This window comes from Comamonas faecalis, from assembly GCF_039538025.1.
Taxonomy (GTDB): domain Bacteria; phylum Pseudomonadota; class Gammaproteobacteria; order Burkholderiales; family Burkholderiaceae_C; genus Comamonas_C; species Comamonas_C faecalis.
Genome location: NZ_BAABBP010000002.1, coordinates 25574 through 47694, shown reverse-complemented (window position 1 = coordinate 47694; position 22121 = coordinate 25574). Strand labels below are relative to the sequence as shown.

At 67.0% G+C, this 22121-nt stretch carries 19 protein-coding genes; 1 reads left to right on the top strand and 18 read right to left on the bottom strand.

Going from position 1 to position 22121, the window contains the following annotated elements:
• Positions 1–5: 5 nt before the first annotated feature.
• The 7 genes from ABD767_RS01360 to ABD767_RS01330 are packed head-to-tail and all read right to left on the bottom strand — an operon-like array spanning position 6 to position 9049.
• On the bottom strand, positions 6–3962 hold the full coding sequence (locus ABD767_RS01360; protein WP_103045643.1) for a translocation/assembly module TamB domain-containing protein: 3957 nt from the start codon (positions 3960–3962) through the stop codon (positions 6–8).
• Positions 3963–3967: 5 nt separating this feature from the next.
• On the bottom strand, positions 3968–5845 hold the full coding sequence (locus ABD767_RS01355) for a BamA/TamA family outer membrane protein (protein ID WP_103045639.1): 1878 nt from the start codon (positions 5843–5845) through the stop codon (positions 3968–3970).
• A gap of 29 nt (positions 5846–5874) precedes the next feature.
• Positions 5875–7062, bottom strand: coding sequence for a VWA domain-containing protein (locus ABD767_RS01350; protein WP_103045638.1), 1188 nt, complete (start codon positions 7060–7062; stop codon positions 5875–5877).
• A gap of 6 nt (positions 7063–7068) precedes the next feature.
• Entirely contained in the window at positions 7069–7362 is a 294-nt protein-coding gene (locus ABD767_RS01345; protein WP_103045637.1) for a hypothetical protein, read from the bottom strand.
• On the bottom strand, positions 7359–7577 hold the full coding sequence (locus ABD767_RS01340; RefSeq protein WP_103045636.1) for an addiction module protein: 219 nt from the start codon (positions 7575–7577) through the stop codon (positions 7359–7361). The genes ABD767_RS01345 and ABD767_RS01340 overlap by 4 nt, the downstream gene beginning before the upstream one ends.
• A 24-nt stretch (positions 7578–7601) precedes the next feature.
• Positions 7602–8201 (bottom strand): GNAT family N-acetyltransferase, encoded by a 600-nt coding sequence (locus tag ABD767_RS01335; RefSeq protein WP_103045642.1) that lies wholly within the window; start codon positions 8199–8201, stop codon positions 7602–7604.
• A gap of 5 nt (positions 8202–8206) precedes the next feature.
• Positions 8207–9049 carry an AAA family ATPase gene (locus ABD767_RS01330; protein WP_103045635.1) on the bottom strand — a complete coding sequence of 281 codons (843 nt, stop codon included), beginning with the start codon at positions 9047–9049 and terminating at the stop codon, positions 8207–8209.
• A gap of 105 nt (positions 9050–9154) precedes the next feature.
• On the opposite strand from ABD767_RS01330, the gene ABD767_RS01325 reads away from it, so the two are divergent.
• Entirely contained in the window at positions 9155–9814 is a 660-nt protein-coding gene (locus tag ABD767_RS01325) for a c-type cytochrome (RefSeq protein ID WP_103045634.1), read from the top strand.
• Positions 9815–9986: 172 nt separating this feature from the next.
• On the opposite strand, the gene ABD767_RS01320 is transcribed toward ABD767_RS01325, so the two are convergent.
• The 11 genes from ABD767_RS01320 to fliD form a co-directional block, all read right to left on the bottom strand.
• Positions 9987–10631 (bottom strand): protein phosphatase CheZ, encoded by a 645-nt coding sequence (locus ABD767_RS01320; protein WP_103045633.1) that lies wholly within the window; start codon positions 10629–10631, stop codon positions 9987–9989.
• Positions 10632–10633: 2 nt separating this feature from the next.
• On the bottom strand, positions 10634–11020 hold the full coding sequence (gene cheY, locus ABD767_RS01315) for a chemotaxis response regulator CheY (RefSeq protein ID WP_103045632.1): 387 nt from the start codon (positions 11018–11020) through the stop codon (positions 10634–10636).
• A gap of 84 nt (positions 11021–11104) precedes the next feature.
• Positions 11105–12043: a flagellar motor protein MotB gene (gene motB / locus ABD767_RS01310; protein ID WP_103045631.1), complete on the bottom strand. Its 939-nt coding sequence runs from the start codon at positions 12041–12043 to the stop codon at positions 11105–11107.
• Positions 12044–12060: 17 nt separating this feature from the next.
• The gene (gene motA / locus ABD767_RS01305) at positions 12061–12921 is read right to left on the bottom strand and encodes a flagellar motor stator protein MotA (protein WP_103045630.1); all 861 of its coding nucleotides are present in this window, start codon (positions 12919–12921) and stop codon (positions 12061–12063) included.
• 153 nt (positions 12922–13074) lie between these two features.
• On the bottom strand, positions 13075–13797 hold the full coding sequence (locus tag ABD767_RS01300) for an RES family NAD+ phosphorylase (RefSeq protein WP_344867798.1): 723 nt from the start codon (positions 13795–13797) through the stop codon (positions 13075–13077).
• Positions 13794–14168 (bottom strand): antitoxin Xre-like helix-turn-helix domain-containing protein, encoded by a 375-nt coding sequence (locus ABD767_RS01295; protein WP_344867796.1) that lies wholly within the window; start codon positions 14166–14168, stop codon positions 13794–13796. The genes ABD767_RS01300 and ABD767_RS01295 overlap by 4 nt, the downstream gene beginning before the upstream one ends.
• A gap of 101 nt (positions 14169–14269) precedes the next feature.
• Complete coding sequence (locus ABD767_RS01290; protein ID WP_103045629.1) at positions 14270–14872, bottom strand: methyltransferase domain-containing protein; 603 nt, start codon at positions 14870–14872, stop codon at positions 14270–14272.
• A gap of 41 nt (positions 14873–14913) precedes the next feature.
• On the bottom strand, positions 14914–15711 hold the full coding sequence (locus tag ABD767_RS01285) for a TylF/MycF/NovP-related O-methyltransferase (RefSeq protein WP_103045628.1): 798 nt from the start codon (positions 15709–15711) through the stop codon (positions 14914–14916).
• Between the two features lie 5 nt (positions 15712–15716).
• A complete protein-coding gene (locus ABD767_RS01280) occupies positions 15717–19367 on the bottom strand; it encodes a glycosyltransferase (protein WP_103045627.1) in 3651 nt (1216 codons plus the stop codon).
• Between the two features lie 285 nt (positions 19368–19652).
• Positions 19653–20501 (bottom strand): flagellin N-terminal helical domain-containing protein, encoded by an 849-nt coding sequence (locus tag ABD767_RS01275; RefSeq protein WP_344867791.1) that lies wholly within the window; start codon positions 20499–20501, stop codon positions 19653–19655.
• 181 nt (positions 20502–20682) lie between these two features.
• On the bottom strand, positions 20683–22068 hold the full coding sequence (gene fliD / locus ABD767_RS01270; protein ID WP_344867789.1) for a flagellar filament capping protein FliD: 1386 nt from the start codon (positions 22066–22068) through the stop codon (positions 20683–20685).
• Positions 22069–22121: the final 53 nt, after the last annotated feature.

The following is a 22121-nucleotide window of genomic DNA, read 5'->3' as shown; positions in this document are numbered from 1 at the left end:
GGCCGTCAGTCATAGCGCAGCGTGAAGATCAGGTCAACCGCGCTTTGCTCGCCGGTCTGCCCGCGCAGCGTCAGCTTGCGCGACAGGTCATAGAAGATGTAGAGCACGCCCATGGCGCCCGACAGGCTGTGCTCGTAGCTGATGTAGAGCTTGCTGGAGATGCGTTTGCCCAGCGTCAGCGCCGCGCCGTCCAGGCCTTCGTCGCTGCCCGGTCCCTTGATGCCAATTTCATCGAGTCCCAGGCGCTGCGCGATTGCACCGCTGTTGTCGGTGCCGCCCGACAGCAGCGCCAGCGCCGCCTGCTGCAGCACTGCGGCCTGGGCGCCGTCGCCGCTGCTGCTGCGCCCGAGCACCACCCAGGCGAGTTTTTCGGCGTCGGGCAGATCGGGCTCGGAGTACAGCTGCACGCGCGGCCTGCGCGCCGTGCCCGTGACCTGCACGCCCGCGCGCATGCTGATCTGCGGGCGCAGCGCCAGAATGTCCAGCGCCGGGTTGTCGTAGGCGCCCGAGAAGCGAATCAGCCCATGTTCGATGTCCAGCATCTGGCCCCAGGCGCGGTAGCGGCCCTTCACGGTCGTGATCTCACCGGTGATCTGCGGCTGGCCCTGCGTCGCGGCATTGCTGACGATGCGCAGCTGGCCGGCCAGCCGCGTGGTCAGGCCGCTGCCCTGCAGCGCGAAGTCGCGCCCCAGATCCAGCGTCAGGTCGATGTCGGGTGGCAGCGCCGGCTGCACCCGCGCGCCGCGCTCGCTGGCGTCGGCGTCGCCGGCGCGCACCACGTGTACGTCGTCGCCCAGCGTGGGCGCGCCCGCTTCGGGCAGCAGCAGCGTGGCCCGGTCGGTGGTCAGCGCGCCGCGCAGCGTCAGCTGGCGCTGGCGCAGCTGGGCGCGCAGGTCGCCCGACACGCTCATCTGCCGGTCGGCGCGCACCAGCACCTGCAGCGCCTGCGCCTGGGCGCGCAAGTCCATGCTCAATCCGTCCGCGCCCCAGGCCAGCGCGCCGCTGGCGGTCAAGGTGCCGCCGTCCTGCGGCGACGGCGTCAGGTTGCCGCTGGGCCCGGCGATGTAGGCGCCGCTGGCGCTGCCGCCATGCAGGCGCAGCTCCTGGATCACCAGGCGCTCGCCCTGCCACTGCGCGCGAAGGCGCCCGCGCTGCAGGTCGACGCCGTCGAGCAGCGAGCGCAGCGCCAGGTCGTCGGCGGCGATCTCGCCCTGCCACTGCGGGGCAGCGCGCGTGCCGGTGATGCGCGCCTTGGCCTGCACGCTGCCCTGGATGCGCCAGCCCGGCGGCGCCAGCAGCGACAGCACGCCCACGTTGGGCAGCTGCGCCTGCAGCTGGCCGTTCAGGGGCGCGTCCTCGCTCCACTGCCAGCCGTCGGCATTGCGGCTCAGGCGGGTGCTGGCCTGGGCGTCGACCTGGCCGGCGCTGGTGCTGTCCCACTGCAGGCGGGCGTTGATCTGCTCGCCCTCGGCGTTCAGTTGCAGCTGTGCCCGCTGGACGCCGGCGTCCAGCGGCGTGTCGGTGTCGGTTTGCAGCTGCAGGTCGCCGCCGGCCCGGGCCAGCTGCAGCGTTGCCTGCACGGTGCTGCCCAGCTGCACGTCCCAGTGGCCGTCCAGGCGCAGGCTGCTTTGCACGCCCAGGCCGGCCAGCAGGCCCTGGCCGTCCCGGTGGATGGCGTCGGCCCAGGCCAGCGGCAGGCCCAGCAGCTCGCCGCGGGTTTGCAGCTGCAGCGCCGCGCCCTGGCGGCTCTGGGCCAGTTGCAGCGGCTGCCAGCGCAGCAGCGTGGGTGCGTCCTGCGGCTGGCTGGACGGGGCGTTCAGCCGCAGCTCGCCCGCGCCCAGGTCGAGCTTGAGCGGCGCACCCTGCAGCGCCACGGCGACCGGCTGTTGCAGCGCCAGCTGCCACGGGCCGGGGTCGGCCCGGCCGGCCAGCCGGCTGCCCAGCGTGGCGTCGATCTGCAGCTGCTGCAGCCGGGCCTGCCAGGCGTCGGAGGGCAGGGCGCCGCCGCTGGCCTGCAGCTGCAGCCGCGCGCGCGGGTCGGCGCCCGGGCAGCCCTGCTGCAGCGTGGCGTCCAGCGCCAGTTCCAGCTGCTGCAGGCTGCCGTTCAGGCGCATGCTGCTGCCCTGCACGGCCAGCGCCGGCGCGTCGCCGGCCTGCCAGCGCAGCTGGGGCAGGTCCAGCTGCGCCTGCAGCGTGGCCCGGCCGGCCTGGGTGCGGCCCTGCAGCGCCTGTGCCCAGGCCTGCCAGCCGCCGCTGGCGCTGGCCTCCAGGTGGGCGTTGCCGCTGAGCTGGCCGGCAAGCAGTGGCGCCAGCGTATCGGCCGGCATGCCGGGCAGTTTGGCCAGTTGCGCCAGCCAGCGCTGGGTGGCGGCGGCGTCACGCCACTGCGCATCGACCCGGGCCTGGCCCTGGGTGGGGGCGAGCTTGCCGTCCAGCTGTGCCTGCAGGCCGGGCAGTTGCAGATCGAGCTTGCCGCTGCCCTGCTGCGCGCCTTCGGCCAGGTCGATGTGCAGCGCGCTGGCGCTTGCGTTGACCTGCAGCGCCTGCAGCTTCAGCTGCTCGACCAGCCATTGCGTGCCCTGCCAGCGGCCCTGGGCCTGCAGCTGCAGCGCGCGGTGGGCTGGTGCGCCGGCGGCGGTCTGCAGGCGGGCGCCAAAACCCAGGTTCTTGCCCGGCACGCCGCTGGCGCTGGCCTGGCCGCTGATGGCGGCCAGCGGTACGGCGGTGTGCAGCTGATCGGGGGCAATGCCGCGCAGGCTGGCCTGGGCGTCGAGCGCGCCGCCGTCGCTGTCGTAGCTGCCCTGCAGCTGCAGCCGGCCGCCGCCCAGCTCGGCGTCCAGCTGCTGCAGCGTCCATTGCGTGCCGGCCAGTTGCGCGCGCGCCTGCAGCGCGGCCAGCGGCAGGCGGGCGCTGTCCCAGGGGCCGGGGGCGCGGTTGTGCAGCTCGGCCTGCAGTTGCCAGCCGTCGTCGCCGGTGGGTTGCACCCGCGCCGTGCCGTTGAGGAGCGTGGCCGGCGCCTGTGGCCACAGCGCGGCCAGGTCCAGCGCCTGCAGCCGGGCGCTGGCCTGGTGCAGCGGCATGGCGGCCCAGGGGGCGATGTCGGCCTCGATGTCTGCCTGCAGCGGCGTGCCGGCTGCCGTGTCTGTGGGCGTTCCTGCGGGCGCGTCGCCCTGCGCATGGGCCTGCAGCTGCAGCCGCGCATTTGCACCGGCCAGCGTGCCTTCGAGCTGCGCCTGCAGCCGCGCGGTGAGCGGCTCGCTGCGCTCGGGCACTGGCGCCGTCAGCTGGCCCTGGAGCGTGGCGGTGAGCGCCATCGGCGCGCTGCCCTGCAGTTGCGCGTGCAGTTGGTAGCTGCCCTGGGCCAGCGCCAGCGCGTCGATGTCCAGCCGGTGCTGGTCTTCCTCGTAGCGGTAGCGCGCGGCCAGGCCGTCGATGGTGACGGGGCTGTTTGCGGCCCAGGTGATGCGCTCGACGCGCAGCGCGTCGACGGCGATGTCCAGCGGCAGCGGCAGTTGCTGCAGCGGCTCGGCGGGCTCGTCCGGAGCGTCGTGCGCCAGCGGGGTGAGCGTGAGTGTGCGGGCGGCGAGTGCATCGACCTGCAGGCGGCGCGACAGCAGCGCGCGCGGCTGCCAGCGCAGCTGTGCGTCTTCGGCCAGCACGTCCAGCGCGGGGCTGCTCCAGTGCAGGCGGTCGAGCTGCGCGCTGCCCAGCAGTGCGCCGTGGGCGCCTTCATAGTCCAGCGTCTGCTCCGCGGGCAGCCAGCGCTGGGCCCAGTGCAGCGCGGTGGCCAGCGACCCGTCGGAGCTGGCCCAGCCCAGCAGGCCGGCCAGCAGCAGCACCAGCGCCAGCATCAGGGCCGCCAGCGTGCCCAGCAGCCAGCGCACCAGGCGCAGTGGCCAGGCGCGGCGCGGCGCGGCGGCCGCCGGGGGCGGGGGGGGAGGTGGTGTTGCTGTCTTGGCCATGGCCATCAGAAGGTATAGCCCAGGCGCAGGTGCAGGCGCAGGCGGCGGTCGTGCACGCTCCAGGCCAGGTCGGTCTGCAGCGGGCCGACGGGGCTGTTCCAGCGCAGGCCTGCGCCCAGGCCGACGCGGTTCTGCACCTCGGTCGCGCTGTTGGAGACGCTGCCCGCGTCGATGAACAGCGCGCTTTCAAAGTCGGTGCGGTTGCCGCGCAGCTCGATGGGGCGCTGCCACTCGACGCTGGCCACGCGCAGGTAGCGTCCGCCGTAGACGGTGCCGCTGTCGGTGCGCGCGCCAATGCTGCGCCAGGCGTAGCCGCGCACGCTGGTATCGCCGCCGGTGACGAACAGCTGGGTGACCGGAACGCTGGCGTTCTTGCGCACCCACACGCCGCCGCCCTCCAGGCGCAGTGCCAGGCGGCTGCTGCGGTGCACGTTCTCGCCCAGGTCGACGCGGCCCAGCGGGACAAAGCCCTGCCAGCGCGCAAGCAGGCGGATGAAGGGCTCGCTGCTGGGGTGCAGCGTCTGTCCGATGCCGGCGTCCAGCGCCAGGCCCCAGCCGCGCGTGGGGTTGGTGCGGCGGTTGAAGTACTGCCCGCTCCAGCCCCAGTGCGCGCTGACTGACGAGCTGCCCTCGGGCGCGTCCACGCCCTGGCTGCTGGCGCTGTCGCCCTGCAGGTACAGGCTGCGGCTGATGTGGCCGTCGTCCTTCTGGCGCCCGGCGCGCAGCTGGCCGCTGCGCACCATGTAGCTGCCGGTGGTCTCGCGCAGCAGCTGCGCGCCGGTGAACCAGCGCCAGCCGTCCTCGCCGGGCAGCGCCAGCCAGTCGGTGGCCGCGCGCTGGTGGTTGCGCTCCAGCTCGATGGTGCTGCGCGCTTGCCAGCCCAGGCCGGGCAGGCGGTTGTGCGTGTGCTGCAGCGACAGGCGCGGGCCGCTGTCGGTCGTCAGGCCCACGCCAAGCACCAGCTTGTTCTGCGGCGCCTCGGTGGCCTGGGCGACGACGGGCGCGCTGCGCTCGCCCTGCGCGTCGGTGGCCGTCGCATGGCTGGTGTCCAGCTTCAGGAAGACGGTGTCGAAATAGCCGCTGGCGGCCAGGCGCTGCTGGGCGTCGAGCAACGCTGTCTCGCTGTAGGGCTGGCCGGCGGGCAGGCGCGCCAGGTTGGCCAGGCCCTCGGCGTCGTAGCGCTGCAGGCCCTGCAGCTGCAGCGCGCCCAGGCGGTAGGCGGGGCCGCTGTCGTAGGTGACGGCCAGCTGCGCGCGGGCGTGGTCGGCGTCGATGCGCGCGCTGCTGTCGGCGATGCGCGCCGTGGGGTAGCGGCGCGCCTGCAGGCGGCGCAGGCCCTGGGCCTTGGCGTCGTCCCAGCCGGCCTGGGTGAAGGGCTGGCCCACGGCCAGCGGCCACTGGCGCTGCAACTGCTCGCGCCGGCGCGCCAGCTGGGCGTCGGCTGCCTCGCCGTTCACGTCAATGTCCACCGCGGCAACTTCGGTGCGCACGCCCGGGCGCACCTGCACGGTGACGGTGGGGTGGGCGCCGTCGCCGGCATCGACCGTTACCGCGGGGCTGAAATAGCCTTGCGTGGCCAGCAGCTGGGCCGCGTCACCCCCGGCGGTGCCCAGCAGGCGGCGCAGCTCGCCGGGCTGCAGGTCGGGCAGGTGGGCAAAGCGCTGCAGCTGCAGGTGGCGCGCCAGCAGCGCCTTCAGCGTGCCGTCGGCGTCACCGTCGACCTGCACGGCCAGCGTGAACGCGGCCGCGCGCGTGGTCGCGCCGGCCTCGGTGGTGTCCTCAGCGGCGCTGGACGGCGCACTGGCGCAGCCGGCCAGCCAGGCCGGAAGCAGCATCAGAAAAAGCACCGCCGGCCATCGGGCCGGCGGTTGCAGCACAGGCATGTCGTTGGGCGAGAGTCTGGAGGGGGAGCTTATTTTGACAGCAGCCGCATCGCGTCTTCCAGCCCCTTGAGCGACAGCGGGTACATCCGGCCGCCCATCAGCTGTTCGATGATGGCAATGCTCTGGCGGTACTGCCATACGCCCTGGGGCTCGGGGTTGATCCACGCGTGTTGCGGAAAGGCGTGGGTCAGGCGCGTGATCCACTCGGCGCCGGGCTCCTCGTTCATGTATTCGACGCTGCCACCGGGCTGCAGGATCTCGTAGGGGCTCATCGTTGCGTCGCCGACGAAGATCAGCTTGTAGTCCTTGTTGTACTTGCGGATGATGTCCCAGGTCGGGAATTTCTCGGCAAAGCGGCGCCGGTTGTTCTTCCACATGAAGTCGTAGACGCAGTTGTGGAAGTAATAGAACTCCAGGTGCTTGAACTCGCTCTTGACCGCGCTGAACAGCTCCTCGACGCGCTGGATGTGGTCGTCCATCGTGCCGCCCACGTCCATCAGCAGCAGCACCTTCACGTTGTTGTGGCGCTCGGGCACCATCTTGATGTCCAGCCACCCGGCGTTGGCGGCGGTGCTGCGGATGGTGCCCTGCAGGTCCAGCTCTAGCTCGTTGCCCTCGCGCGCGAACTTGCGCAGGCGCCGCAGCGCGACCTTGATGTTGCGCGTGCCCAGCTCCTGGCTGTCGTCGTAGTCGCGGTAGGCGCGCTGCTCCCACACTTTGACCGCGCTCCTGTTCTTGCCCGGCCCGCCGATGCGCACGCCCGCCGGGTTGTAGCCGCCGTGGCCAAACGGGCTGGTGCCGCCCGTGCCAATCCACTTGCTGCCGCCCTGGTGGCGCTCTTTCTGCTCCTCCAGGCGCTTCTTGAGCGTCTCCATCAGCTCGTCCCAGCCCATGGCCTCGATGGCAGCCTTCTCCTCGGGCGAGAGCTCTTTTTCGAGCATCTTGCGCAGCCAGTCGGCGGGAATCTCCTTGGTGAAGTCCGCCAGCATCTCCACGCCCTTGAAGTAGGCGGCAAACGCGCGGTCGAATTTGTCGAAATGCTTCTCGTCCTTGACCAGCGCGCAGCGCGCCAGGTAGTAGAAGTCGTCCAGGCTCCAGGCGTCCTCGCTCTTGGGGCCGACGACGCCAGCGGCCAGCGCCTGCAGCAGGCCCAGGAATTCCTTGACGGATACCGGCAGCTTGGCGGCGCGCAGGGTGTAGAAAAAATCGATCAGCATGGTGGATCAGGCTCCGGGCCAGCGCGCAGGGCTTTGGCGGAAGTGCACGCAGGCGAGAATGCGCACCGTGCGGCCTTCCACCTGGAAATGAAACGCATAAGGAAAACGATCCAAAAAGGTACGGCGGACGTCGGCGTATTCGACCGCGTGGATCAAGGGATTGCGCGCCAGCCGGTCTTTTTGCAGCATGGCCCGGCGCAAAAATTCCGTGCCCAAGCCTTCGGACTGCTTTTCGTACCAGAAATACGCGTCTGCCAAGTCGTCTTCGGCCCCTGGGTCGAACTCCACCACATAGGTCACAGCCGCACACCCAGGGTCTGGATGATTTCTTCCAGCGATTTTCCCTGGCCGGGATGGCTTTGCCGCCAGGCGGCGCGGCGCAGCACCTCTTTTTCCGTTGCCTCAGGGATCGGAACCTGCGCACGCGTGCGCGCAATGTCGTCCCACAAGGCCTCCACCAAGTCCAGCTTTTCTGCGGGAGTCAGTTTTTCGATTTCCTGGTAGATGGCATTCATAAGGATCCCCTGGGGTTCGTTCAATCAGGTTCCATTGTGGCGCGTCAGCAAATACAACAGCTGCGCCCGGGCCTCGGGCCATTCGCCGGCGCGCATGCTGTACATCACGGTGTCGCGTATCGTTGCGTCGCGGCGCAGCGCGTGGCCGCGGATCACTCCATCCTTTTTCGCACCCAGGCGCTCGATGGCACGCTGCGACGCAAAGTTGTAGTTGTCGGTGCGCCAGCCCACTACGTGGCACTGCAGGGTGTCGAAAGCGTGGCCCATCATCAACAGCTTGGCGGTGGTGTTGACGTGGGTGCGTTGCACGCTTTTGGCGTACCAGGTGTAGCCAATCTCCACGCGGCGCACCGCGGGCATGATGTCGTGGTAGCTGGTGCTGCCAAGCACCCGGCCCGTCGCCTCGTCGACCACGGCAAATGCAAAGCGGCTGCCCGCCTCGCGCATGGCCAGCGCCTGCTCGATGTAGGCACGCGTCTCGCCGGGCCCGGGCACGCTGGTCACGCGGATGCGCCACAGCTGGCCGTCGGCCGCGGCGGCGGCGAGGCCAGCCTCGTGCGCCAGCGCCAGCGGCTCAAGTCGCAGGCCGCCCTGGATCAGGGTGACGGGTTCGACAAAGGCCACGGAGGTCACCGGTTCCTCTGGTTCATGTAGACCAGCTTCTCGAACAGGCTCACGTCCTGCTCGTTCTTGAGCAGCGCGCCCACCAGCGGAGGCACGACCACCTTGCTGTCGCCGCTGTGCAGCACCGACGGCGGAATGTCCTCGGCCACCAGCAGCTTGAGCCAGTCCAGCAGCTCGCTGGTCGAGGGCTTTTTCTTCAGGCCGGGCAGGCCGCGCACGTCGTAGAAGGTCTTCATCGCCGCGCCCAGCAGCTCGCTCTTGAGCGTGGGGAAATGCACGTCGACGATTTGTTTCATCGTCTCGGCCTCGGGGAACTTGATGTAGTGGAAGAAGCAGCGGCGCAGAAAGGCGTCGGGCAGCTCTTTTTCGTTGTTCGAGGTGATGAACACCAGCGGGCGGTGCTTGGCACGAACCATCTCGCGCGTCTCGTAGCAGTAGAACTCCATGCGGTCGAGCTCGCGCAGCAGGTCGTTGGGAAACTCGATGTCGGCCTTGTCGATCTCGTCGATCAAAAGCGCCACCGGCTGCTCGGCCGTGAAGGCCTGCCACAGCACGCCACGGACGATGTAGTTGTGGATGTCCTTGACGCGCTCGTCGCCCAGCTGCGAGTCGCGCAGGCGGCTGACCGCGTCGTACTCGTACAGGCCCTGCTGCGCCTTGGTGGTGCTCTTGATGTGCCACTGCAGCAGCGGCATGTTCAGCGCCTGCGCCACCTCCTCGGCCAGCATGGTCTTGCCCGTGCCGGGCTCGCCCTTGACCAGCAACGGGCGCTGCAGCGTGATGGCGGCGTTGACGGCCAGCATCAAATCCTGCGTGGCTACATAATTCTCGGAACCTTGAAACTTCATGGGGAGCGAATAGGGAAATCGTTGATAAAAAGACTTGACAGCAGCTACCTATAATGGCCTGCAGACAAGGCGGAGACAACCAATCACCATGATTGTGCACACAAAATGAACAAAGCATTGACCACTCTTTTTGCCCTGGTTGTCGCAAGTGCGACCGGCGCGCTGCAGGCGCAGGAAATCCAGGGCAATGCGCAGGCAGGCGCGCAGAAAAACGCCATGTGCATCGGCTGCCACGGCATCGTGGGCTACCAGGCCAACTTTCCCGAGGTCTACAAGGTGCCGATGATCTCGGGCCAGAACGCGGCCTACATTGCCGCGGCGCTGGAGGAATACAAGAAGGGCGGGCGCAAGCATCCGACGATGCGCGGCGTGGCCGAGAGCCTGAGCGAGCAGGACATTGCCGACCTGGCCGCCTACTACGCCAGCCAGGGCAAGAGTGGCGATCTGCCCGCGCCGCCGACGCGCCAGCCCAGCGCACAGGTGGCGCAGCTGCTGCAAAAAGGCGCTTGCGTGTCCTGCCACGGCGACAACTTCGCCAAGCCCATCGACCCCAGCTACCCGGAGATTGCCGGCCAGCAGGCCGACTACCTGTTTGCCGCGCTCAAGGCCTACAAGGACGACAGCCGCCAGTACGTCGGGCGCTCCAACGCGGTGATGGCGGGCGTCGCCACGCAGTTCTCCAACGCCGAGCTCAAGGCCCTGGCCGGCTACATCGGCTCGCTGGACACCCACCTGCAGGTCGTGCCGCAGTCGCGCTTTCGCTGATTGCATCGCCTGAATGCAAAAACCGCCGAAGGCGGTTTTTTTGTTGGATCGACCTACAACTCAATTGGTGCATCCATCGCGGCGAGGGCGCCGCTCCCACGCAATGTTGGGCAATCGCCACCTGCGAGGTGCCAAACCCTGTTGTGGGAGCGGCGCCCTCGCCGCGATGCGGTCAAAAACCCAGGCTGGCCAGCAGGTCGTCCACCTGCGACTGGCTGGTCACGACGTCGGCGGCATTCTCGGGATTGACCACCGGGCCTTGCAGATGCTCGTCGCGCGGGGCGGGCGCAGATGCAGATGCGGGCGGGACTGCGTTTGGCGGCGCGGTCTGGATCAAGAGCTGCACCAGCTGCTCCTCGATGGTGGCCGCCAGGCTGACCACGCGGGCGATCACCTGGCCGGTCAGGTCGTGAAAGTCCTGCGCCATCATGATCTCGGTCAGGTGCACGTCGGCCTCGCGCGAGGCGACCTGCATGTCCTGCAGGTAGTTGTACAGCTGGCCCTTGGCCACGGTAGCCACCGGGTTGGCCACCAGCTGCCGCTGCACCTGTTCGGTCTCGCTGGTGATGCGGTCGTGTAGCGTCTTGGCCATCTCCACGCGGCCCAGTACCTTCTCGGCGGCCTCGCCGGTCAGGCGGGCAATGTAGGACAGGCGGCTTTGTGCGTCGGGCAGTTCGCCCATGGTGCCGCGCAGCTGGTCGGCGTAGCCCAATTCAGTCAGAGCGCCGTGCAGCTGGCGCGTGAGCAGGCCCAGGCGCTGGTGCACGTCGTCGGTGGCCAGAGGCTGCGCCGAGAGTGCGGGTTCGGAATCCTGCATGCTCACAACCCCATCTTTTTCAGGATCAGCGTGACTTTTTCTTCCAGCGTTGCCTTGGTGAAGGGCTTGACGATGTAGCCGGCGGCGCCGCCCTGCGCGGCGGCGACGATGTCCTCCTTGCGCGCCTCGGCGGTCACCATCAGCACCGGCAGGTGCTTGAGCTTGTCGTCCTTCTTGATCTCGGCCAGCAGCTGAAAGCCGTTCATGTTGGGCATGTTGATGTCGGTCACGACGAAGTCGAACTTGCCGTTGCGCAGCTTGTTGAGCGCGGCCACGCCGTCCTCGGCCTCGTCGGCGTCGGCAAAACCGCTCTCTTTGAGCAGGTTGCGCACGATGCGGCGCATGGTGGAGAAGTCGTCAACGATCAGAAAACGAAGGGCAGTGGACACAAAAGACCCTTTCGGTCAGGAAGTCGGGGCGGTGGAAGGCGAAAGCAGGCTATTGTCGTTGGCGCCAATGATAGTGACAAGACGTTACTGACTCGTCGCCGCGGGGGAATTGTCTTGCGTGGGCTGGGTTGGCAGCGTGAGGGTGGGCATCTGGGCGCTGCGCATGCCCATCAGCCGCTCCTCGGCCTCATGCGTCAGCACGGTGATGGTGATGCGCCGGTTCACGGCGGCGCGCGGCTCCTGCGGCTCCAGCGGGTCGCTGGCGGCCAGGCCCACGACGCGCGCCAGCTTGTCGTCGGGCATGCCGCCGGCCACCAGCTCGCGGCGCGAGGCGTTGGCCCGGTCGGCCGACAGCTCCCAGTTGCCGTAGCCCCGGTCGCCGTTGCCGTAGGGCGTGGCGTCGGTATGGCCGGCCAGGCTCAGGTGGTTTTCCACGCCGCCCAGCGCCGCACCAATCGATTGCAGGATCTCGCGCATATAGGGTTTGACCAGCGCGCTGCCGCTGTCGAACATCGGGCGGTTCTGCTCGTCGACGATCTGGATCTGCAGCCCGTCGGGCGTCACGTCGATGCGGATTTGCGAGCGGTACTCATTGAGCCGCACGTTCTCGGTGATCATCGCGTCGATCTTGGCCTGCAGCGCGCGGATGCGCTGCGCATCCAGCCGCGCCTGCTGCGCGCGCCGATCCAGGTCCAGGCGCTTTTGCGTGTCGTCGGGCGAGTCGGAGCGGCGCACCTGGCCGTGCACCTTGGCCAGGTCGGTGCCGCCGCCGGGAATGATGCTGGAGCTGTTGCCCGCACCGTCGCCGCCTTGCATCGCCACCTTCAGCGGCGAGGCAAAGTAGGCGGCAATGCCTTGCAGGTCGCCCTTGGCCGTCGAGCCCAGCAGCCACATCAGCAGGAAGAACGCCATCATCGCGGTCACGAAGTCGGCGTAGGCGATCTTCCAGGCGCCGCCGTGCGGCTTGTGGCGCTGCTTCTTGCCGCGCTTGATGATGATGGGCTGGAGCTTTTTCTCGGCCATGGCGCACGCCTACACGTTCACTTCTTGCCCTTGACGTGGTTTTCCAGCTCGGCAAAGTCCGGCCGGTCGCCCGAGAACAGCACCTTGCGGCCAAACTCGATGGCCGTCGCCGGGTTATAGCCCTGCATGCTGGCCAGCAGCGTGCTCTTGATGCATTCGTACTGCTTGGCCGCGTCGTCGGCCTTCTGCTCCAGCAGGCCGGCCAGCGGCTCGGCCACGCCATAGGCCAGGAAGATGCCCAGAAAAGTGCCCACCAGCGCCGACGCAATCATGCCGCCCAGCACCGCCGGCGGCTGGCCCACCGAGCCCATGGTGTTGACCACCCCCAGCACGGCGGCCACGATGCCGAACGCCGGCAGCGCCCCGGCCAGCCGCGTGAGCGCCGCCACTGGCGCATGCGCCTCCTGGTGGTGGGTCTCGATCTCGCTGTCCATCAGCGCCTCGATCTCGTGCGCGTTCAGGTTGCCCGAAACCATCATGCGCAGGTAGTCGGTGGTGAACTCCAGCACGTGGTGGTCGCTGCCGACGGTTGGGAATTTCTTGAACAGCTCGGAGTTGTGCGGCTCCTCCACATCCGCCTCGATCGCCATCAACCCCTCCTTGCGCGCCTTCTGCAGGATCTCGTACAGCATGGACAGCAGCTCCATGTAGCGCGCCTTGTCGTACTTGCTGCCCTTGAGCGCCGAGGGCAGCGCCGACATCGTGGCCTTGAGCACCTTGGGCTGGTTGTTGACCAGGAAGGCGCCAGCGGCCGCGCCGCCGATCGTGATGATCTCGAATGGCAGCGCCTCCAGCAGCACGTTGATGTTGCCGCCGTGAGCGACGAACACGCCGAAGACGCAGCCGAAGGTGACGATGAAGCCGAGGATGACGAACATGAATGCAGGGGTGCGTGGGGCCGGCGAAAGTGAAGACGTGAGAGAAGCTTATCAAAGGTATCGGAATGTATTGACCACACTTGAGCCGTGATTGCCGGCCATTTGCCGGGTTTGGGCATGACCTGATGGGCTACCAGACGGGCTGAAGCAAGGCTATTCCTGCCATTCAAAACGCTGCCCGCCGCTCTTGCCCAGCATCGTCACGCGGTCGCTGCTGGCCTTGCAAACCCATTCCTGGCGTGAGCGTTCCAGTGCCTGTGCATCGGCAAAAAGAGCATCTGGTGTGAGCGCGACGGCGAGCGCGCAGCGGGGTGCGCGTACCGACTCATACCGAATCCACTCGATACCCGCTTGCTCGGCAGCAGCGGCCAGCGCATGGGTGGCGCCGTAGTCGCTTGGGTGCTTCCACAGGTGGGAAAACGCAACCCACGGCGGTGCCATCAGGTCGATGGCGTGGCCGCGCACAGAGGCCTGGTAGAACGTGTGCTCGGTGATCAGTGCGTCGCCGGTGGTCAGCCCGGCGCTGTCCAGAACAAAGCGCATGCGCCAGTACGCCACTTCCGAGCAGGCCCCCTGCAGCGTCGATGCGCCATACCACAGGCCGCCATGCCCGGCGGGGCGAAAACGCGAGCTGTGCTGCGGAAAGTAGCGGAACGGGCTGAGCAGCAAATAATGCTTGGCCGTGGCGCTGTGCACGGCGGGTGGCTTGCTGGCTTCCAGCAATTGCTCAAGCAGTTCCTGCTCCTGCGCCGTGTCCACGAGTTTCATCGACGCTGCAATGTGCTGTGTCTCCACGCCACGCCAGGCGCCTTCCATGCACAGGCGGCTGGCGTGTGTGCTCAGCCAGGCACTGTCCCACCAAAGAGGCTGCGTCATGCGGCGGCGCGCATCCCGTCAAGATAGGCAAGCGTGCGCACCAGGCCGTCAGCCTTGCGAATGAGCTCGCGCGGCACGCCCAGCAAGGCCTTGTTGTAGCTGCCCATCCAGCGCTGGCACTGCGCCGGGTCACCGCCGACCAGTGGGTCGAGCGAGCGAAACACCCGCACCAGCATCAGCGCCAGCTCGCCTTCTTTGGTTTGCGGATCGATGGGCCTGGCGCTGGTCTTGAGCCGTGAGACCGTCGCTTCGCTCACCCCCAGTGCTGCACCCAGATCGGCGGGGGACAGGCCCAGGCGCTCGGCCGCGCTGAGCGTCGCTTTGGTCAGCACGGCCGATGCCTGCGGATGCATGCGTGGATGGGCCGACATGGCGAGTCCTTCAGATTTGCTATCGAGGAACTCAATGGTACACAAACAGTCGCGAAAGCGTTTCTATTGAAATATTTTATTGTTTTTGTTTCGAAAGAAAATCATCGAAAGAAATACTCGGAACCCAGACGTTTGATGTCGTCTTGTGTGAGTGACGCTTTGCTGGCCACGGCCCACAAGTCGTAGCACTCTGGACGGGCCAGGGTGCCGACGCCGTTGAACCCGGCTCCGAGCAGGGTGGCGCGCAACACATCCTCGGTGAATCCGCAGCGGTGCGCCATAAACAGGTTGCCGTTCGCCATGGGCGCACGCCAGCCGTACAGGATGTCGATGGGGGCAATTGGTATGCTTTGCGCCGTGTGGTAGGCCGGTTCCACCAATTTGCCCTGTGCAACGAGGGAGCAGACGGATTGCAGATCGGGGCAGGTGATGATGGCAAAGCCATCGGGCTTCAAGACGCGCAAAAATTCGCTCAGGGCCACAGGCACCTCATGTGCATAAAGATGCTCGATGTTGTGGCTGGAGAAGATGGCGTCGACGGAGGCATCGGCGACACCCGACATATCGGTCATCGTGCCGACGATGTCGGGTGCGACACTTTCATCGATGTCCAGACGCAGCTCCTGCCAGGCATCGGTGTTGAAACCACGGGTGGTGCTGTCCTTGCGCTGCGCCCCGCAGCCGACGTGAAGAAGGGTTTTCATGGCTTGTACTGATTGGATGTGTGGCAATTCAAGTTGGGCGATCACCGTTTGATGACCAGACCTTGGCCGGTGGGCAGCGGCATGACGCGGTAGCCGCGCGCCTGAAACCAAAGGTCTTCTGCGCGTTTTTGCGCACGGTAGATGCCGGCCCATTCGTAATCGTCGAGGATGAGCAGGCCGCCGGGGACGATGCGCTCCCACAAGTGCTCCAGGCTGGCGATCTCTCCCTCCGCGTTGTTCAGGTCGATGTGCAGAAAGGCGATTTTGTCCGGGCAACCCTGAGCAAAGGCGTGAGGCAGAAAGCCTTTGACTAGTCGCACCATGGGGTAGTCCGCAAAGCGCAACTGCACTTTGCCGAACAGAGCGCTGTTCTGCTCGGGCAGGCCGTGGTTGGTCGTGGGGTGGTAGTCGAACGTGTCATAACCCCAGAAGCGCTGGTGAAAGTGCTGCTTGCCGAAATAGTCAATGACCGTCTTGATGCCACTGCCCATGTAGACACCGCACTCGACGAAGTCGCCTGCCAGATGCACGGCATGGCAGGCGCTGCTGACGAGCAGGTAGCGGCGCCAGGCGATGGCCTGGTCGGAAGGATTAAGGGCATTGCTGCTCAGCGCATGCACAAAAGCGTTGTCTTCAAACGCCGAGTTGTTGCGCCCCCAGGTAAAGAGGTTGTCGCCCAGGTAGTAGCCTGGTTCGACCAGGGTTTTGGCCTCCTCCATCAGCTCCTGAAAACGTCGTGGATTGGAAATACCCCAGAACGCGGGACTAGAGAAGCTTTGCATTCTGTCCATGGATAGTTCAGGCAGTTCAGGCAGGGGCGGAGGCTTGATCACAGTCATGGCGGTCAATCAAAAATGGCATGGAACCAGGCGTCCACATGCTGTTGCACCTGGTAGTACCGCTGCTGCCAGTCGTGCAGAGCCTGGCCTTGGTGCTGGCGCAGCGCGGTGTCTTGCAGCAGCGAGCGCAGCGCGTCCATCCAGGCCTGGTGCTGGTTGGGCACGCGCAGCACGGGCGGGTCGTCGGTGCGAAACGGATAGACGTCCGAGCACACCACCGGCCAGCCCATGGCACCAAACTCCAGCAGGCGCAGGTTGCTCTTGCAGGCGTTGAACAAGTGGTCTTCCAGCGGTGCGATGGCGATGTCCAGATCCAGGCTGGCCAGCTTGGCCGGATAGTCCCTGTACGAGACGAAGTGGTGAAACTCTTTGACGTAGGGGCGCAGCTCGTCCGGGCACATGCCCATGAAGATCCAGTCCACCTCGTCGGCAAGCTCTTTGACGACGCTTTGCACCAGGCGCAGGTCGCCCAGGTGTTGCCCCGCCCCGGCCCAGCCCACGCGCAGGCGTTGGCGCGATGTCGGTGTGCGCTGCAACTGGCCCCAAAAGCGCGGGTCGAGGGCGTTGGGCACCAGGCGGATGTCGGGGCAGTCGCCAGCGTAATAGTCGGCCAGCGGCTTGGTCGAGACGATCAGCCGGTCGCACAGCGCCAGCGCCTGCAGCGTGCGCACATGGCCTTCGCGTTGCCCAAACTGGTGGTTGGGGTGGGTGGCGGGCAGCTCTGAGCTGAGGTCGTCCATCAGCTGCACGATGAAGGCCTTGGGGCAGGCCTGGCGAATGGCGCGCAGGTAGGCAATGTCCTGATCCGAGATGGAGTGCTGCACCAGAATGCGCTCGGGCTGCCAGCGCGCCACGTCCAGCGGCGTGAGCACGCGCCGCTCGGTCAGGCCGCTCACCTCGGGCAGCACGACACAGGTTTGCGCCAGGCCGGCTTGCTGCACGGCGTTGAGCGGTTCGATGACACGGTACTGCCCTGCGCCGCTTTTGAGTGGGGTTGCCAACACAGTGGGGCGTTGGTGGTGGTGGGCACTCCAGCTGGCGACGACGCGGGTTTCCAGCTGGTAGGGCTTGTTGCTTCTCCAGTGCCTGCTGTACAGCGGGTGCTGGCCGGCAAACTCAGTCCAGCGGTTTTGCAGATGGTGTGCTTCATCCATGCACGTCTGCTCCAGCGCCAGCGCCAGCGTAGGCTGCTGGCGCAGCGCTTTGAGTGTGGCGCCGCCGGCGTGCAGGGCGCTGGCGTGCGGCGTCCAGACCAGGCGCCACTGTGCTTGTTGCAGGCGATACCCCAGGTCGGCAACGGCCAGGCGCAGCGGCGTGTTGACTTCGTCTAGCCCACCCACGGCAAGCAGCGCCGAGCGGCGCGCCAGCCAGCAGGCGCCGTGCACACCGGCCACGTCCTGCGCCATCTGCAGGCGGTTGAACAGGCCGCGCTCATCGAGCCAGTTGTGCTCGCCGCAGTAGTTGAGCAGCTGCGCGCTTTCGCCTGCGACGTGGGGGCCGGCCAGCAGAAGCGGGCGCTCGCCCACCTGCAGCACCAGGCGCGGCGCGGCAATTGCCAGCCGCTCCTGCGCCAGCAGGCGGCGCAACTGGGGCAGGGCGTGGCTGTCCAGCCACTCCACGTCGTCGTCGCAGACGAGGACGGCTTCGGTGCTCGCCGCGCGCAAGCCCAGGTTGATGCTGCGCGCGTGGTTGTAGGCGCCGCCGCCGCTGGCGACGATGCGCAGCGCCAGCTGGTCTGCGTGCTCCCATTGCCGCACCCATTGCTCGGTGGCGGCAAGGTCTTCGTCCTGCACGATCAAGAGGGCTTCGTGCAGGTCTTGCGCGTAATAGCGCACGCACGAGGTCAGCAGCGCGCGCAGATAGCCCAGCTGCTTGCCGGTGGGCACGATCAGCGTGACGGCATGATCGGGCGCCGGGTAGAGCACGCGCCAGCAGCCAAGCTGCTCGGTTGCCAGCACCTGGGCGCCGGGGTGCAGGCGCACAACCTCCTGCTCGGCGACGGCAAATTCCTGCGCTTCCTGGCCCGTGGCCAACTGCGCCGCGCCGTGCGAGAGCAGCTGGTCGACATAGCGCACGCTGGCTGGCCCGTGCTCTGCACTGGCGCGCAGCGCCAGGCGGTAGGCGCTGCTGTAGCGCCCGGCGTCGGGCAGCTGCGCCCAGGCGCTGGCGCGCACGGCCACCAGCCCGCCTAGGTAGTTGGTGGCGCGCAGCCATTCAATGTTGCAGCCGCCGGGAAAGTGCGGCAGCTGCTTGTCGCCCCAGGGCGCGTCGTGCGCTGCATATACCAGTTGGGTATTGCCCGGCTGGTGCGCTGCAGCCAGCAGCTCGATCAAGGCATAGGGTTCGGGCCGGGTGCCGGCGTCCAGCAGCACCAGCCAGTCGCCACCAGCCGCCGTGGGCTGGGCTGCCCAGTCATCTGCCGGGCCCACCCATTGCACGTCGTCGCCCAGCTCTTGCACGGGAACGGGTGCGGGCATGTCGGCGTGAATCACGATGCGTGCGGGCTTGAGCCAGCATTGCGCCAGCGCGTCCATGGTGTCGGCCAGTTCGTTGCCGTCGCGCCCGTGGCCGTAGACGTGTACGGTGGGCGCTTGCACCTGGCCGCCGGCTACCAACTCGGCGCAAATGTCGCCATAGACCTCGGCCGGGTTGGCGCGCTCCTTCCATATCGGGTAGTCGGCGCACAGGCGCTCGGCCGCCATCGTGTCGGCACGCGCCGCGCGCTGCTTGGGTGAGGCAGGGATCAAATCGTCGAGCGCCTGAATTTGCGCCGTGTTCCAGGCCTGCTCCCAGGACAGGGCGGCAGCGGCCGCCTGCGTGGTCTGCACCAGGCGCTGCAGCAGCTGCGGCGCCTCCTGCTCCAGCGTAGCCAGCTGTGCGCACAGGGTCTGGGGGGTGCAACTGGCGTCTTGCAGTGGGTGGGCTGTGCTGTTCAGGTAGGCGCCAGCCCGCTGCAGCGGGTGTTCGGGCAGGGTGGGCAGCTGATGGTCGTTGGTCACGTAAATCACGCTGCAGCCTAGCAGCTGCGCCTCGGTCACCAAGCTGCCGGCGGCGTAGGCGTAGAGCACCTCGGCCTGCGCCAGGCGTTGCCAGCGCTCGGCGGCGCTGAGCGGCGTTTCGGCGCAGGGGGAGATGTCGGTCAGCGCGGCATGCTCGGCGCGCAGGGTAAATTGTTTGTCCGGTATGCGGCCCGAATACACCAGTGCACCGCTGCGCACGCCGCCAGGCAGCGGTTGTTGCCACAGCGCCGAATCCACCCAGGGCAGAGCGGCACGAATCTTGAAATCTTGTGCTATCCCTGGCATGGCGCCGGACTGGGTGAATTGCAGCTCGGCATAGGCATGGCCGCTCTTGGGTGCGGCGCAGGCCGCCAGCAGCCGCACTTGCAGGCCGGGGCGGCTGCGTTCGTGGGCGCCCTGGCCTTCGACGGTGATGGGGGTGAGCCCTGCCACGTGGTGGGCGGCCATCAGTGCAGGTGTGAGCGGCGGCGTCCACCAGTGTCCGTACAGCTTGGGCGCGTCGACCAGGTAGGCCGGGTAGCCGGCGCGGTTGAGTTGGTGGCACAGCTGGTGCAGCTGCACGGTGCGCAGGCTGCCATCGTCGAGCGACTGCGCTGCGTGGATGTAATAGGGCGAGGCAGTGGTGTGCGCGGTCATGCCAGACAGGTGAAGGAGTGAGGGCCAGCCAAAGACTTATTGATCCGGCCCTTTGAATTTTTGATGCCCTGTCATTGCGGCGAAAGCCGCAATCCAGGGTGCGCTACTGCCCGGTGCACTGGATCCCGGCTTTCGCCGGGACGACGAATTCAAACATCACAGGGCCGAATCAATCGAGACGGAAAACGCAGTGCAATAGCGCGGGCCATGGCGAGTATTTGCAGCGAAGAGTGGCGGTGTTTTGGCTTGCAAGGCGGGCATGGGGGATGATGGCCTCTCAAGCTCTTAGCCCTGCAGCAGCTGCAACACGCTTTGCGGCAGCTGGTTAGCTTGGGCAATCATGGCCGTGCCGGCTTGCTGCAGGATTTGCGTTCGGCTCAGGTTGGCGGTTTCGGCGGCAAAGTCGGCGTCCATGATGCGACCGCGTGCGGCAGATTGGTTCTCTACCGCCGTGCGCAGGTAGGAGATGGTGTTCTCAAAACGGCTTTGCACGGCGCCCAGGTTGGCGCGGGTGTCGTTGACCACGGTCAGCGCATCGTCTAGCGCGGCGATAGCCGCAGTGTTTGCTGAAGCCGCCGAGGCCAGCGCCGAAGCGCTGCCGCCACTGACCACCGCCGTGAGGTTGGCCACGTTGACGTTCATAGCCGCCGAGCCGACGACGATCTGGTTGGCCGAATCCGTATTGGCGCCCACCTGAAAGGTAAAGCCTGCCGTCGACTTCAAAATCGACTCGCCGTTGAACTGGGTCGCATCCATCATGCGAATGACCTCCTTGCCCAGCTCCTGGTACTCCTTGTCGAGCTTGGAGATGTCGCTGCTCTGGTTGGTGGAGTTGGACGCCTGCACCGCCAGCTCGCGCATGCGCTGCAGCATGTCGTTGATGCCAGCCAAGCCGCCCTCGGCCACTTGCGCCATCGAGATACCGTCGCTGGCGTTGCGAATGGCCACCGTCATGCCGCGCACCTGGGTGTTCATGCGGTCGGCAATGGCAAGACCTGCGGCGTCGTCCTTGGCGCTGTTGACGCGCAGGCCGGACGACAGGCGCTGCATCGTCGTCGACAGACTGGCGCTGTTGAGTGCGGTGTTGCGCTGCGCATTGAGCGAAGCGGTGTTGGTGTTGATGGTCATGGCCATGATCGGAGTCCTTCAAGAGCGTTGCTGTGACGTTCCACTCGGGCGGCGGTGGGTCGAAAGAGCGCTCCTGCGCTCCATGGCTACCGGGTGTTGAAGGCAATTTTGGCCAAGGCGCAAAAAACAAAAGCCCCGATGAACGGGGCTTTTGGGTGCTAATTGCGGTGCGTTGATCGCTGGCGCGTCACTTGCTGCTGTTCCACTGCGCAATCTGCGACTGCATGAAGGAGCTCAGCGAGCCGAGCGTGCCCATATTGGCGTCCAGCGTCTGGTACTGCTTGAGCAGGGCTTTCTGGCGCATCTCGAGCAGCAGGTTCATGCGTTCCTGGTCGGACTCATTGCGCTTGAGCGAGTCCTGCAGCGACTGGGCGCGGGTGGTGATGTTGCCCTCCACGCCGGTGGCCTGAAAGGCGAAGTCGCGCACGCGCGTGGCCAGGCCGTTGGTGGTGTCCGTGAGGGTTTGCTCGAGTGTCGGCAAGTCCTTGAGCGCCGCGGTCAGCTTTTTCTCGTTGATCGAAAGCGAGCCGTCACGCTGCAACTCCAGGCCGATATTGCTGAAGTATTCGCCGGCGCCGTTGGCGTTGCCGATCAGGCCACGCAGCGTGCTTTGCAGCGCGACGATGGTGCCGTCGCCCTGCAGCGGTTGCGACGTCTTGCTCGCCGCGTCGTAGCGCGTGAGGTCGGCAATCATCGCGTTGAGCTTGTTGTACGCGTCCTTGAAAGCCTCGATTTTTTCCTTGACCAGCGCGCTGTCGTCGCTGACGTTGATGTCGACCGTCTTGTCGGTGGTCTTGAGTAGCTCAAGCGTCACGCCCGGCACCACGTCTTCGACGCTGTTGCTGGCCGACAGCAGGTCGATGCCGTTGAGCGTGAAGCTGGCGTCGCCCGCAGCCTGGGTGCGCATGGCGCCATTGCCAGAGGCCACCGACGCCGGGTCGTGCGCCAGCGCGTTCAGGCCAGGGTTGGAGACCGACAGCGCAAAGCCGTTTTCTTCGCCCGTCTTGCTGCCGCGCAGCAGCAACTGTTCGCCGGCTGCGCTCTTGACGACGACGGCTGAGACGCCGGCATCGGCCTGGTTGATCTTGCCGGCAATCGTTGCCAGTGTGTCGCCGGCGTCGATGGCGATGTTGAGGGCCGAGCCATTGCCGGTAAAGCCGCTTTGGTCGGCGCTCCAGCGGCCGGTCTCGATCGTCAGCGTGCCGCCCGTGCCGATGGCCGCGCCGCTGGCCAGAGCGCCCGAGGGCACGGACTGCGCCTGCGCCAGTGCGTTGACTTGCACCGAAAATTGCGCCGCCTGCGCCGCACTGGTGGCCGAGCCTTTGAGTGCCGCTGCGTCGGTGCTGGCAAATTGCTTGCCGCGCCAGGTGTCGACGTTGGTCAGGCCCTTGGCCGCGTCGTACAGCGCCGACATGGCCGATTTGATCTGGCCGTAGGAGGAGATCTTGGTCTCGATGCCGCTGGCCTTGGTCTGCAGCAGCTGCAGCGGGCGCTGCTCGAGCTTCATCATCTGGCTGACGATGGAGTTCACATCCAGGCCGCTGCCAACGCCGGGGGAAGAAATGGTTGCCATGGACAGCTCCTGAAAAATGACGGTGAAATGTTGCGGCAAAAGCCGAGGGTTCA